Origin of the sequence: Kineosporia mesophila, assembly GCF_021129235.1 — a bacterium.
Taxonomy (GTDB): domain Bacteria; phylum Actinomycetota; class Actinomycetes; order Actinomycetales; family Kineosporiaceae; genus Kineosporia; species Kineosporia mesophila.
Genome location: NZ_JAJOMA010000011.1, coordinates 182625 through 195620 on the forward strand (window position 1 = coordinate 182625; position 12996 = coordinate 195620).

12 protein-coding genes are annotated in these 12996 nt (G+C 70.9%); 8 read left to right on the forward strand and 4 right to left on the reverse strand.

Annotated features, from left to right (window positions below; all coding sequences use genetic code 11):
- Positions 1 to 54: 54 nt before the first annotated feature.
- Positions 55 to 396 (reverse strand): L-rhamnose mutarotase, encoded by a 342-nt coding sequence (locus LR393_RS17410; protein ID WP_231484997.1) that lies wholly within the window; start codon positions 394 to 396, stop codon positions 55 to 57.
- 259 nt (positions 397 to 655) lie between these two features.
- On the opposite strand from LR393_RS17410, the gene LR393_RS17415 reads away from it, so the two are divergent.
- The 8 genes from LR393_RS17415 to LR393_RS17450 all read left to right on the forward strand — a co-directional run bounded on the left by LR393_RS17415 (position 656) and on the right by LR393_RS17450 (position 10179).
- Positions 656 to 1672 carry a LacI family DNA-binding transcriptional regulator gene (locus LR393_RS17415; protein ID WP_231484998.1) on the forward strand — a complete coding sequence of 339 codons (1017 nt, stop codon included), beginning with the start codon at positions 656 to 658 and terminating at the stop codon, positions 1670 to 1672.
- 92 nt (positions 1673 to 1764) lie between these two features.
- A complete protein-coding gene (locus LR393_RS17420) occupies positions 1765 to 3540 on the forward strand; it encodes a putative bifunctional diguanylate cyclase/phosphodiesterase (protein WP_231484999.1) in 1776 nt (591 codons plus the stop codon).
- 92 nt (positions 3541 to 3632) lie between these two features.
- Positions 3633 to 5027: an NAD-dependent malic enzyme gene (locus LR393_RS17425; RefSeq protein ID WP_231485000.1), complete on the forward strand. Its 1395-nt coding sequence runs from the start codon at positions 3633 to 3635 to the stop codon at positions 5025 to 5027.
- Entirely contained in the window at positions 5024 to 5407 is a 384-nt protein-coding gene (locus LR393_RS36495) for a VanZ family protein (protein WP_231485001.1), read from the forward strand. The genes LR393_RS17425 and LR393_RS36495 overlap by 4 nt, the downstream gene beginning before the upstream one ends.
- 54 nt (positions 5408 to 5461) lie before the next feature.
- On the forward strand, positions 5462 to 6028 hold the full coding sequence (locus LR393_RS17435; RefSeq protein WP_231485002.1) for a YqgE/AlgH family protein: 567 nt from the start codon (positions 5462 to 5464) through the stop codon (positions 6026 to 6028).
- 26 nt (positions 6029 to 6054) lie between these two features.
- The gene (locus LR393_RS17440) at positions 6055 to 6360 is read left to right on the forward strand and encodes a DUF3039 domain-containing protein (RefSeq protein WP_231485003.1); all 306 of its coding nucleotides are present in this window, start codon (positions 6055 to 6057) and stop codon (positions 6358 to 6360) included.
- A gap of 75 nt (positions 6361 to 6435) precedes the next feature.
- The gene (locus LR393_RS17445; protein WP_231485004.1) at positions 6436 to 7797 is read left to right on the forward strand and encodes an MFS transporter; all 1362 of its coding nucleotides are present in this window, start codon (positions 6436 to 6438) and stop codon (positions 7795 to 7797) included.
- 600 nt (positions 7798 to 8397) lie between these two features.
- Positions 8398 to 10179 (forward strand): DEAD/DEAH box helicase, encoded by a 1782-nt coding sequence (locus LR393_RS17450; RefSeq protein WP_231485005.1) that lies wholly within the window; start codon positions 8398 to 8400, stop codon positions 10177 to 10179.
- Here LR393_RS17450 and LR393_RS35450 read toward each other — a convergent pair.
- The 3 genes from LR393_RS35450 to LR393_RS17470 all read right to left on the reverse strand — a co-directional run bounded on the left by LR393_RS35450 (position 10163) and on the right by LR393_RS17470 (position 12959).
- Positions 10163 to 11629, reverse strand: coding sequence for an aminotransferase class I/II-fold pyridoxal phosphate-dependent enzyme (locus LR393_RS35450; protein ID WP_331282958.1), 1467 nt, complete (start codon positions 11627 to 11629; stop codon positions 10163 to 10165). The two genes, LR393_RS17450 and LR393_RS35450, sit on opposite strands and share 17 nt — an antisense overlap.
- 145 nt (positions 11630 to 11774) lie before the next feature.
- The gene (locus LR393_RS17465) at positions 11775 to 12563 is read right to left on the reverse strand and encodes a GNAT family N-acetyltransferase (RefSeq protein ID WP_231485006.1); all 789 of its coding nucleotides are present in this window, start codon (positions 12561 to 12563) and stop codon (positions 11775 to 11777) included.
- 69 nt (positions 12564 to 12632) lie between these two features.
- The gene (locus LR393_RS17470) at positions 12633 to 12959 is read right to left on the reverse strand and encodes a hypothetical protein (protein ID WP_231485007.1); all 327 of its coding nucleotides are present in this window, start codon (positions 12957 to 12959) and stop codon (positions 12633 to 12635) included.
- Positions 12960 to 12996: the final 37 nt, after the last annotated feature.

The following is a 12996-nucleotide window of genomic DNA, read 5'->3' on the forward strand; positions in this document are numbered from 1 at the left end:
GACCCGGGCGAAGGGCCGGTGACCCCCGGGGGTCCCGGCCCTTCGCCGTGCCGGTCAGACCGTCTTCCCCAGCTGGTCCTCCAGATGAAAAACCTCTTCCAGCAGCAGGAAGCCCTGGTCCGGGGACCGGCCGTCGAGCCCGATGAAGAACTCGCCCATCTCGTCCTGCCAGCGGGAGTTCACGTCGGTGCGGGCCATGGCCTCCTGAGCCGCGGTCAGGTCGTGCGCCTCGACGTAGCCGACCAGCAGGCCGTCCTCGCGGGCGAAGAGCGAGTAGTTGGTCCAGCCGGAGTCGGCCAGGGCCTGGAGCATCTCCGGCCAGACGGCGGCGTGACGCTCCTTGTACTCGGCGAGCCGCTCGGGCCGGACCTGCAGCAGGAAGCAGTACCTGTTCATGGGCTCGGTTCCTCGGAAGACCAGGTGCTTGAAACGATTCAGGTCCGGTGACGCTATGTCTGACCGCTCGTGAGTGTCAAGGGTCACAGCCGCCGGCGAGCCGGGCGGACCCGTCGGCGCAGTTCAGCGACGCCGTGGGGGAGAATGTCCGGCGCACGTCGTGTCGAGGTGCCCGTGCGGCGAGCGGTTCTGGCGCTCGGGGTGCTGAGGCGTTTCAATCAGCATTTCGTGGTGGGATCCCGGAGAGGGGACGGACAGGTTGTCCAGCTCGGTCAGCGTGAAGGACGTCGCGGCCGCGGCCGGGGTCTCGGTGGGCACGGTCTCCAACGTGCTGAACCGGCCCGACCGGGTGGGTGCGGCGACCCGCTCCCGGGTGGAGTCCGCGATCGAGAAACTCGGCTTCGTGCGCAACGAGTCCGCGCGGCACCTGCGGGCCGGGGCCAGCCGCACCATCGGCTATCTGGTGCTCGACGCCGCCAACCCGTTCTTCACCGACGTCGCCCGCGGCGTCGAGGAGGCCGCCCGGGATGCCGGGCTGGCCGTGTTCCTCTGTAACAGCGACAACAGCCGCCAGCGGGAACACGAGTACCTGGAACTGCTTTTCGAGCAGCGGGTGCGGGGGGTGCTGGTCACGCCGGTGGATCCGGGCGGGGTCGGCCGGGCGGCGCTGCCGGGGATCGGCGTGCCGGTGGTGCTCGTCGACCGCACCGGTGGTGACGACTGGTGCTCGGTGTCGGTGGACGACGTCTACGGCGGCCGGCTGGCGGGTGAGTACCTGGTCGAGAGTGGTCACGAGCGCTTCGCCTTCGTCGGCGGGCCGGACTCCATCGGCCAGGTGCAGGACCGGCTCAGCGGTTTTCGCGGTGCGGTCGAAGGCGCCGGGGTGCTGACCGAGCTGCCGACGGCGGCCCTCACCGTGGCCGAGGGGCGGGCGGCCGGTCAGCGTCTGGCGGGCATGCCGGCCTCGCGGCGCCCCACCGCCGCGTTCTGTGCCAACGACCTCCTGGCCCTCGGGCTGCTGCAGGAGATGACCCGCCTGCGCATCCGGGTGCCGGACGATCTCGCCATCGTCGGGTACGACGACATCGAGTTCGCCGCCGCGGCGGCGGTGCCCCTGACGTCCGTGCGCCAGCCCCGGCACCAGATCGGCCGGACCGCGGCGGAACTGCTGACCGAGGAGACCACGGCGCACGAGAGTGGCGTCGAACACCAGCACCGTCAGGTGGTCTACCTGCCCGAACTGATCGTGCGGGAGTCCACGGTCCGCGGTTCCTGAACGTTTCCCAGCAACTTCCCAGCTCGGAAACGGGCCGAATCAGACCAATCGCCGTTACAGAATGCGACACGGGAGATACTGTGTGCTGCATCGTGACGCAATCGGATCTGAACCAGGACCGGGGGCTGCGGCTGGCGCCCCCGGGATTCGGCATGCCCGCACGCGGTCCGGCGCCCGCCCGGGCCGCCGCGACCGACGTGACCGGCTCACTGCTCCCGATCCTGCACGACGCAGTGATCGGCATCGACCGGTTCGAGCTGGTCACCCACTGGAACGAGGCCGCCGAGCGCACCTACGGCATCCTCGCGGGCGACGCGATCGGGCAGCGGCTCGCCGAACTGATCGAGACCATCTACGCGCAGGGTGACGCGGCGGTCGCCCGGCGCCACGTGCATGTGCAGGGGCGCTGGCACGGGTTCGTCCGGCAGATCAGCCGTTCCGGCGCGGTGGTCGAGATCGAGTCGACCGTCGCCGCCCTCTACGACCAGGCCGGCGCCTCCCGCGGGCTGGTCGCCGTCAACCGGGTCGTCGACCCGGACGCCCCGCCGTCGGGCGACCACGACCTCAACCACCGTGCCACCCACGACTCCCTGACCGGCCTGCCCAACCGCACCGTCCTGATGGAGGGGCTGGCCGCGTCGATGGCGCGGCTGCGTACGGGGGAGGGGCCGGCCGGGCCCGGAGGCAAGCGTCGTCTTGCCGTTCTCTTCTGCGACCTGGACGGTTTCAAGGACATCAACGACGGGCTCGGTCACGCCGTCGGCGACCAGGTACTGGTCACGGTCGCCCAGCGGCTGCGGCGCCGCTGCCGCAGCGCCGACGTCGTCGCGCGCTTCGGCGGTGACGAGTTCGTGGTGGTCATGGCCGTGGACGCGGTCAACGACGCGGTCGCCATGGCCGGGCGCATCATCGAGGTGCTCGACGACCCGATCGTCATCGGCGACGCCGAGGTCGCGCCCGGCGTCAGCGTAGGGGTCACGGTCATCGACGCCGTGCCCGAGGACGACGACCCGGTCGCCAGCGTGCTGCGCGACGCCGACACCGCGATGTACCACGCCAAGGGCCGGGGCCGAGGGCGCTACGAACTGTTCGACGCGAGCCTGCGCGACAACGTGGAAGAGCGTCTCGAGCTGGCCACCGCCCTGCGCCGGGCCGTCGGCGACGGCGAGCTGGAACTCGTCTACCAGTCGCGCCGTACCTGCGGCGAGCGCCGGATCACCGGCGTCGAGGCGCTGCTGCGCTGGCGCCACCCGGAACTCGGCGTGCTCGCACCCGACGTCTTCCTGCCGATCGCCGAGCGCACCGGCCGCATCGTCGAGCTCGGCGACTGGGTGCTGAGACAGTCGCTCGCCGACCTCTCCGACCTGAGCCACCGGCACCCGGAGCTCACGCTCGCCGTCAACGTCTCGGCCCGGCAGCTGATCAGCGGCCGGCTCACCCGCACCGTCACCCGCGCCCTGTCCGAGAGCGGGGTGGAACCCAGCCGGCTCGTCCTGGAGATCACCGAGACCGCCTTCTCCGAAGACCCGGTCGCGGCCCGCCAGGTGCTGGAAGAGCTCAAGGCGCTGGGTGTGGTGATCGCCCTCGACGACTTCGGCACCGGTTGGTCGTCCTTGCACTACGTGAGTTGCCTGCCCGTCGACGTGCTCAAGGTCGACCGTTCGTTCGTTGCCGACCTGCCCGCGCAGTTGCGCGCCGGCGCGGTGGTGGCCTCGGTGCTCGGTCTCGGCCACGGCCTGGGGCTGCTCGTGGTCGCCGAGGGCGTGGAAGATGCCGACACGCTGGGCGTTCTGCAGCGCATGGGGTGTGACGAGTACCAGGGCTTCATCGACGGTGAACCTGGTGCCCTCGCGGACGTGCTGAATTGAGTTCATGGTCGAAGGGGCCGACGGCACCGAAACCGGCCCCGACTTCTCCCGCGATGGTCACCGGCACACCACGGTTGGACCACAATGGGCGCATGCCGAGCGCACCCAGTGTTTCCTCCTCCATCACGGTCCGGCTGGAACTGCCGGCCCGGTCCACCGCGGTCAGTGAACTCACCCACGCGATCGAGCACGCCGGCGCGATCGTCACGGCGCTCGACGTGACGGCGTCCGGTGTGGACCGGCTTCAGGTCGACGTCACCTGCGCCACGCGCGGCGGCGACCACGTGCCCGAGGTGATCGCCTCACTGCGCTCGCTGTCCGGTGTCACCATCGGCAAGGTCTCCGACCGGACCTTCCTGATGCACCTGGGCGGCAAGTTGCGCATCGAGTCCAAGGTGCCGATCCGCAACCGTGACGACCTCTCCCTGATCTACACCCCCGGGGTGGCCCGGGTCTGCCAGGCGATCGCCGAGAACCCCGAGGACGCACGCCGTCTGACCATCAAGCGCAACACCGTCGCGGTGGTCACCGACGGGTCCGCGGTACTCGGCCTGGGCAATCTCGGCCCGCTCGCCGCGATGCCCGTGATGGAGGGAAAGGCGGCGCTGTTCAAGCGTTTCGCCGACATCGACGCGTTCCCGATCTGCCTCGACACGCAGGATGTCGACGAGATCGTCGAGACCGTCATCCGGATCGCCCCGGTGTTCGCCGGCATCAACCTGGAAGACATCAGCGCCCCGCGCTGCTTCCAGGTCGAGGAGCGCCTGCGCGAGGCCCTGGACATCCCGGTCTTCCACGACGACCAGCACGGCACCGCGATCGTCACCCTGGCCGCGCTGACCAATGCGCTCAAGGTGGTGCACAAGGAGATCTCCCAGGTCCGCATCGTGATGTCGGGCGCGGGGGCGGCCGGCACCGCGATCCTCAAGCTCCTGCTCGCCGCGGGCGCGCAGGACGTGGTGGTCTGCGACATCGAGGGTGTCGTGCACCCGGCCCGCACCGGTCTGCCGGAGAGCCTGCACTGGACCGCGAAGAACACCAACCCGCGCGGCATCACCGGTTCACTGAAAGAGGCGCTCGCCGGTTCCGACGTCTTCGTCGGGGTCTCCGCGCCGGGCATCCTCACCGGTGACGACATCGCCACGATGGCCACCGACGCGGTGGTGTTCGCGATGGCGAACCCGGTGCCCGAGGTCGACCCGCTGGAGGCGTCGCAGCACGCCACCGTGGTCGCCACCGGCCGCAGCGACTTCGCCAACCAGATCAACAACGTCCTGGCGTTCCCCGGCGTCTTCCGCGGCCTGCTCGACGCCCAGTCCAAAGTCATCACCACCGACCTGCTCCTGGCCGCGGCCCGGGCCCTGGCCGGGGTGGTCACCGACTCCGAGCGCAACGCGGCGTACATCGTTCCCAGCGTGTTCCACCCGGACGTCAGCGCCGTGGTCGCGGCCGCCGTCCACGAGGCGGCGGTGGCCGTCCAGGCGTGAGCACCGATTCTTTACGGACGACGTCGGCACCGGACCCGGTCGGGTCCGGGTTCGGTGCTGCGTCGCCCTGGCGACGGACCGTCCTCGTCCTGACTCTCGTCCTTCATCTGATCGTGCTCTACGCCCCGCGGGCCCCGGGCACCGGGGGCCTGCCCGTCGACAAGGTCGTGCACGCCACGATCTTCGGCGGGCTGCTGTGGGCGGCCGCCCGGGCGAATCTGCGCCTGAGGCCGGTGGCTCTCGCGCTGGCCGGACACGCGGTGGCGAGTGAGCTGCTCCAGCACTTCGTCCTGCCGAACCGGTCGGGCGATCCGGCCGATGTGGTGGCCGATCTCGTGGGTGTGGTCATCGTCACAGCGATTCTGTGGCGCCGTGGCTGACTCTCCCTGTGACTTGGGCTGTCTCCACACGTCCCCGACCCTGATGATGTGCATATGCCCATCCAGACCCGTCGGCTGAGCGGCAGCCTCCTCGTCGCGAGCCCGACCCTGGAGGACGAGAATTTCCGCCGCACGGTGATCCTCATGCTCGACCACGGCGACGACGGGGCGCTCGGACTCGTGGTGAACCGGCCCATGGAGGTGGATGTCTCGTCCGTCCTCCCGACCTGGCAGCCTTACACGACCGCGCCGGGGCGGCTCTTCCAGGGCGGGCCGGTGCAGCTCGACTCGGCCCTCGGCCTGGTCGCGATGCCGGGTCAGGGCACGGAGCCCGTCGGCGTGCGCCTGCTGATCGGCTCGATCGGGCTGGTCGACCTGGACGCCCCGCCGGAGGTGATCGTGCCCGGTCTGGCCGGGCTGCGGATCTTCGCCGGGTACGCCGGCTGGTCGGCCGGCCAGCTGGAGGCCGAGATCGCCGACGGCGCCTGGTTCGTCGTCGACTCCGAGCCCCGCGACGCGTTCACCGACCGGCCCGACCGGTTGTGGGGCGAGGTGCTGCGCCGCCAGCGGGGAGAGCTCGCCCTGGTGTCCACGTACCCGGACGACCCGACGATGAACTAGGCGAACTAGTCGTAGACTCAGTGGCCATGAGCACGCCTTACCCCGAACCCCAGCTGGACCCGATGTCCTCGCCGGACCGCTCGACCACCGGCCTGCTCGAGCGTGAGCACGTCGAGCAGGAGGTCGAGCCCGGCGACCACGAGCGGTTCGCGCACTACGTGCGCAAGGAGAAGGTGCTGGAGTCGGCCCTCTCCGGGGAGCCGGTCGTCGCGCTCTGCGGCAAGGTCTGGGTCCCGGGTCGCGACCCGAAGAAGTTCCCGGTCTGCCCCATGTGCAAAGACATCTACGAGGGCCTCAACTCCGGCGGCGGCGACGACGAGGGCGGTAAGTAACCCCTGAAACAGCCGCCCCCTTCTGAACCAGGGGCCACGCAACACCCCGAACTACCGGAAACACCCGAGCGGGCAATGGCGTCGGCCCCGCTTTCGTCGTACCTGACCACCCTCGCGGGCATCGTCACCCTGATCACGCTGATCGCCTTCGAGGCGGTCGCCGTGTCGACGGCGATGCCCGTGCTGACCCGCGAGCTGAACGCGGTGCGGGAGATCGGTTTCGGCTTCTCCGTCTTCATCGCCGCCCAGCTCGTCGGGGTGGTGCTGAGCGGCAGCTGGTGCGACACCTCCGGCACCCGCCGGCCGGTGACCGCCGGGCTGGTGCTGTTCGGCGGCGGCCAGCTGATCTGTGGTTTCGCGCCCACCTTCGCGGTTCTCCTGGCCGGGCGGGCCCTGGCCGGGGGTGGCGCGGGCCTGCTCGTCGTCGCCATGTACGTGGTGATCGCCGACGTCTTCCCGACCCGGCTGCGTCCCCGTGTCTTCTCGCTGACCGCCGGTGCCTGGGTGGTGCCCGGCATCGTCGGTCCCGCCCTGGCCGGCTGGCTGGCCGAGGAGGTCACCTGGCGGCTGGTCTTCCTGCTCGTCGTACCGCTGGCCGTGCCCCCGGCCCTGGCCCTGCTGCCGAAGCTGCGGTCCGGCCCGTCCCACGAGCCCGGTGACCCGTCCGCCCTGACTCCCTCGCAGGTGCGCCGCCGGGCGATCTGCGGCGTGGCCGTCACGGCCGGGGTGCTCGGGTTGCAGTGGGGGCTGGCGCGTCTGGGGAACGGCGTCGTGGGCGGTGTGGTCGTGGTGCTCGCCCTGCTCCTCGTGGTGGCGGGGTTCCGCCCCCTGGTTCCCCGCGGCACGCTGCTGCTGCGGCGCGGCCTGCCCACCGTCATCGCCCTGCGGGGCCTGTTCGCCGGGATGTTCTTCGGCGCCGAGTCGTTCATCCCGCTCATGCTCATCAACCAGCACGGCTTCGCGGCCGGCCAGGCCGGGCTGGTGCTCACCGGCGGCATCGTGGGCTGGACCGCCGGCTCCTACGTGCAGGCCCGGCCCTGGATGCGACTTCCCCGGCACCTGCTCTTCGTGATCGGAGCCGTGATCATCGCGGCCTCGCTGGTCAGTCTCACCCTGCTGATCCAGCCCCCGGTCTCGGGCTGGCTGGTGCTGCCGCTGTGGGCCTTCTGCGCCACCGGCATGGGCCTGTCGATCGCCAGCACCGGAGTCCTGACCCTGAGCTACAGCGAGCCCGGGCAGGAGGGCCGCAACTCCTCGGCCCTGCAGCTGTCCGACGCACTCGGGGCGGCGCTGGGCATCGGGATCACCGGCGCCGCGTTCGCCGCCTGGCACGATCCGGTCGGGGGCGACGCCCGGCTGTTCACGATCATGTGGCTGTCCGCGGGCGGGTTCGGGGTGCTGGTGGCACTGGCCGGTTTCCGGGCGAGACCAGCTTGATCCAGGGCATGCTGATCGACAGCCGACATCAAAGGGGGAACCATGGCGGTCATGCCGGTGATGCTGTGTAGCACTGAGTGGACGGTGGGGCCCGCAGGAAGGACCGGCTGCACAAGCACAGCAGTCACCAGGACCAGGGCGTCGGGTCGTACTGGATCGTCGATCCGGACGAACCCTCCGTGTTCACTCTGGAACCGCGTGACGGAACCGCGTGACGGGGCCTACGTCGAGACCGGCCGGGCCGCCGGTGACGAGGAACTGGTTCTCACGGTTCCCTTCCCGATCGCGATCACGTCATCGGCCCTGGTCACGCGCTGATTCGTGATCCATCGCACTCGTCCGGCGGCGGTCGTCGCCGTGTCCGCGTCGCGCCCGGGCGCCCATCAGCAGGTAGCCTCACTGGTCGATGACGCGACCAATCACCAGGGATCACGGGGCCGACGGCGGCACTCCTGATGCGGGAAATCTCCTGGGACACCGGCAGATCCGCGTGAACGACGAAAGGATGGCGGCGTGACCCCCGGCGGTTCCAACGCTCCCTCGCTGTTTGACCCGGTATCCGATCGGCCGGGTCCTCCACCTCCACCCCCGCCGGCTCACGTGAACCCGGCGCATGCCAGTTCGTCGGCCGCCTCCCAGCTGCCGCCGGCCTTCCCGGCCCGGGCGCCCTGGGGCACCTCTTCCAAGCTGCGGGCCTGGCAGCAGGCGGCGCTGGAGAAGTACCTGACCACCAACCCGCGCGACTTCCTCGCGGTGGCCACCCCGGGCGCCGGTAAGACCACGTTCGCCCTGCGCATCGCCACCGAGCTGCTGCAGCGGCGCGTCGTGCAGCGGGTCACCGTGGTCTGCCCCACCGAGCACCTGAAGCGGCAGTGGGCCGACGCGGCGCAGCGGGTGGGTATCCACCTCGACCCGAACTACAGCAATGCCCAGGGAGCCCACGGCGCCTCGTTCGACGGGGTCGCGGTCACCTACGCCCAGGTCTCGATGAAGCCGCTGCTGCACCGGGCGCGCACCGAGGCCGGCAAGACCCTGGTCATCCTCGACGAGATCCACCACGCCGGCGACGCGCTGTCCTGGGGTGACGGTGTCAGCGAGGCGTTCGACCCAGCCACTCGCCGGCTGGCCCTGACCGGTACCCCGTTCCGGTCCGACACCAGCCCGATCCCCTTCGTCGAGTACGAGGAGGACCGGGAGGGCATCCGCCGCTCGCGCGCCGACCATGCCTACGGCTACGCCGAGGCCCTGCGCGACGGCGTCGTGCGCCCGGTCATGTTCCTGGCCTACTCCGGGGCCATGCGCTGGCGCACCAGCGCCGGTGACGAGGTGGCCGCCCGGCTGGGCGAGCCCCTGACCAAGGACCTGATCGGTCAGGCCTGGCGCACCGCGCTCAACCCGCAGGGTTCCTGGATCCCCTCGGTGCTCCAGGCGGCCGACAAGCGCCTGACCGAGGTGCGGCGCGGGGTGCCCGACGCCGGCGCGATGATCATCGCCACCGACCAGGAGACCGCCCGGGCCTACGCCGGCACGCTGAAGGAGATCACCGGCGAGTCGGCGACGATCATCCTCTCCGACGAGGAGGGTGCCTCGGAGAAGATCGAGGAGTTCTCGGCCGGTAGCGCGCGCTGGATGGTCGCGGTCCGCATGGTCTCCGAGGGCGTCGACGTGCCGCGGCTCGCGGTCGGTGTCTACGCCACCTCCACCAGCACCCCGCTCTTCTTCGCCCAGGCCATCGGCCGCTTCGTACGGGTGCGCAAGCGGGGTGAGACGGCCTCGGTGTTCCTCCCCAGCGTGCCGGTGCTGCTCGACCTGGCCGCCCAGATGGAGGTGGAGCGCGACCACGCCCTCGACAAGCCGAAGAAGGACGGCGACGAGGACGAGAACCCGGAAGAGAGCCTGCTGCTCGAGGCCAACCGGGAGGAGAAGGCGTCCGGCGACCTGGAGAAGACGCCGTTCGAGGCCCTGGAGTCGCAGGCCACCTTCGACCGGGTGCTCTACGACAAGCAGGAGTTCGGCACCCACGCCGAGGTCGGCAGCCAGGACGAGGAGGACTTCCTCGGCATCCCCGGTCTGCTGGAGCCCGACCAGGTCACCACGCTGCTGCGGCAGCGACAGGCCGACCAGCTGGCGCGGAACAAGAACAAGCCGGCGGATGCTCCCGAACAGCCGCAGGAGGTCACCGGCCACCGGCAGATCACGGCACTGCGCAAGGAGCTGCACAGCCTCGTCGGCGCCTGGTCACGGCGTACCAGTCAGCCGCACGGCGTGGTGCACTCGAACGTGCGCGACGCCTGTGGCGGTCCCGAGGTGGCCAAGGCCAGCGCCGAGCAGCTGCAGGAGCGTATCGCCACGCTGCGGCGCTGGTTCATCGGCCAGAAGTAGAAGGCGGGCTGACCACCTGGAACGTGGTCAGCGTCGGGTCCTCGGCGTAGGCGATCCGGCCGCCGTCGTGCGCGACCCGGCGTAGCCCGTCCACGATCTCCTGGGTGATCACCTCGCCCGGGGCGAGCACCGGTACGCCGGGTGGGTAGGGAGCGATCAGCTCCGCACTCACCCGGCCGACCGCGTCCTGCGCGTCGACGGTCTCGTGCCGGGCGAAGAACGCCTCGCGCGGCACGGCGTCCGTCACGGGCACCGTGCGCCAGGAGGGCGCGAACGCGACCTCGCGGGCGCTGCCGCGCTCCTCGTCCACTGCTGTGATGATCTCGCTGACCAGTGCATCGACCGCGGGGGCCTCGTCGGCCATCGTCAGCATCGGCACCAGCGTGTCCCGGTCGGCCATCTCGATGGTGAAACCCGCGGCCCGCAGCCGGGCGTCGACCTTCAGGCCGCAGGCCCCGGTGCCGGGCAGCCGGATCACCAGCTTCGCCGGATCGGTGCGGTCGCCGGTCACCACCTCGAGACCGGGCACCTCGCGGAGCCTTTCGACGGCGTTCAGTCGCAGGTCGAGCAGATCGCCCAGGAGCCGGTCGCCGTGGTGCTGGAGCAGGGCCCGGGAGGCATCGATGCTCGCCAGGATCGCCCCGGACGGGCTGGTCGTGTGCCCGGCATCGAAACCCCTTTCCAGTCGCGAGGGATCGAGCAGGCCCCGGGCGCTGGAAGTGCGCGCGAGCAGCAACGCCGCCTGGTTCATCGCCGGCAGGGTCTTGTGCGCGCTGAGCACCAGGGCGTCGGCGCCGAGCGCGAGCGCGTGCGGCGGGTACCCGGGATGGAAGCCGAAGTGCGCGGCCCAGGCCCCGTCGACGATCAGCGGTACCCCGGCGGCGTGGGCGGTGGAGGCCAGGCCGGCGATGTCACCCGTCGTGCCGACGTACGAGGGGTCGCCCACCAGAACGGCTTTCGCCTCCGGATGGGCGGCCAGGGCCTTCGCGACGGCCTCCACCGGAACCCCGAGCGGCAGGCCGTGCCGCTCGTCGAGCTCGGGGTACACCCAGACCGGCCGCAGCCCGGCCAGGATCAGCCCGGTCAGCATCGAGCGGTGCAGCGTGCGGGAGACGATCACGGTGTCGCCCGGGGCGCCGACGGCCAGGGCCACGGCCTGGTTCGCGTGGGTCGAGCCGCCGACCGAGAACCGGCACCAGTCCACACCCCACAACGCCGCCGCCCGCTGCTCGGCCGCGGCCAGCAGGCCCCCGCTCAGCTGCACCGTGTCGAGCCCGGCGTAGAGCGGCAGATCGCCGTCCACCAGGGGGCCGGTCAGCCGGCTGCTCTGCTTGTGCCCGGGAATGCTGAAGAACTGGGTGCGCCCCGACCGCACGCCGGCGGACAGGCGCAGCCAGGCGGCGAAGAGTGGGGCGTCGCCGGCGAGGCCGAGCGGGTCGAAGCTGGTCACGAAGGTGGAGTGTGCCGCCCGCGGATCGGGTGTGTCACGCGGGCGGCCCACTTCTGTCGTCTCTGCGGTGACGGGCGGTCCGGAGTCTCTTGACGGGGAGATACGTCCGGAACCACACCCAGGGGGCGATTCGGAGAAGCTGCGGTCACGAGGACGCGTGGTGGATGAACGGCACCGTGGTGGCCACCTCGTGAAAGCCCATGCGCTGCAGAATGGGCCGGCTCATGGCGGCGGCGTCGACCCGCAGGTACCGGTAACCGAGGTCGAGGGCCAGCCGCGCGCGGTGGCTCACCAGCGCGCGGAACAGGCCGCGGCCGCGCCGTCCGGGCAGGGTGCTGCCGCCCCAGATGCTGGCGAAATCCGTTCCGTGGTGGAAGTTCACGCGTCCGGTGGAGACCGCGCGGTCACCGTCCATCACGACCAGGCCGACCACGCTCGGCACCTCGTCGCCGGCGGTCGCCTCGATCTGGCGCAGCAGGGCGTCGCCCCAGGCCTGGTGGTCGCCACCGAAGACCTCGTTGTGCACCGTCACCATCCGGGCGATCCCGGCGGCATCGGTGACCGGCTCGATCCGGAAGCCCTCGGGCGGTCCGACCAGCTCGAGCTCGTGCAGGTCGGCGACCATCAGGGTCTCGGGGTCCGCGTCCTGGAGACCCGCGGCCCGCAGCCGGTCCGGCAGGTCGGCCGGGGTGTCGTAGGAGTAGTACTTCCACTCCCAGTCGAGCCCCAGACCCGACATCCTCTCGATCTGGGCGGCGATCACCTCGTCGGCGTCCGCCTCGGTCAGCCGCGACCAGGTGACGGCCGCCCACTCGGGCTTCACGGTGACCAGCACCCGGGGTTCCCGGCCGGGCTCGGGGTTGTCGGCGCCTTCACCCTCACCGGTGCGGCGCTGTTGTTCGTCGAAAGCGGCAAGAACCGCAGCAGTGTTCATCGCCGCACACTTTCGGCTCCCCGGACCCCCGCGGGCAACCCATTTTCCGTTCCTGCGACAGGGTCGCTCCTACGACAGGGCCGCCGCCGATGCCGCCGCGGGCACGTGCGGCAGCGGGTGGTGCGAGAGCCCGGTGGAGTTCAGCTCGGAGACCACGGCGTCGTGAATGCCCTCCGCGTCACCGGCGGCGAACACCCCCACGCTCCACACGTCGTCCTCCCGGCTGAGCCGGTAGTCGGCCACCTTGCCGTTGCGGTCGACGTAGAAGGTCTGACCGGTTTCCGGCGAGAACGCCACGATCGGTACCTGTACCGGTTCGCCGGTGCGCTTGTTCAGGTACACGCCCACCACACCCGTCACCGGCACCAGAGCAGTGGAAGAACTGGAGATAGCCATCCGAAGCCTCCGTCAGAGATCGCGAAACCCGCAGCAC

What these genes read in the sequence shown, in the direction of transcription:
- LR393_RS17435 (WP_231485002.1), top strand. Translation starts at nt 5,462, where the DNA reads ATGCCCATCCAGACCCGTCGGCTGAGCGGCAGCCTCCTCGTCGCGAGC.
- LR393_RS17425 (WP_231485000.1), top strand. Translation starts at nt 3,633, where the DNA reads ATGCCGAGCGCACCCAGTGTTTCCTCCTCCATCACGGTCCGGCTGGAA.
- LR393_RS17445 (WP_231485004.1), top strand. Translation starts at nt 6,436, where the DNA reads ATGGCGTCGGCCCCGCTTTCGTCGTACCTGACCACCCTCGCGGGCATC.
- LR393_RS17470 (WP_231485007.1), bottom strand. Translation starts at nt 12,959, where the DNA reads ATGGCTATCTCCAGTTCTTCCACTGCTCTGGTGCCGGTGACGGGTGTG.
- LR393_RS17440 (WP_231485003.1), top strand. Translation starts at nt 6,055, where the DNA reads ATGAGCACGCCTTACCCCGAACCCCAGCTGGACCCGATGTCCTCGCCG.
- LR393_RS17410 (WP_231484997.1), bottom strand. Translation starts at nt 396, where the DNA reads ATGAACAGGTACTGCTTCCTGCTGCAGGTCCGGCCCGAGCGGCTCGCC.
- LR393_RS17465 (WP_231485006.1), bottom strand. Translation starts at nt 12,563, where the DNA reads ATGAACACTGCTGCGGTTCTTGCCGCTTTCGACGAACAACAGCGCCGC.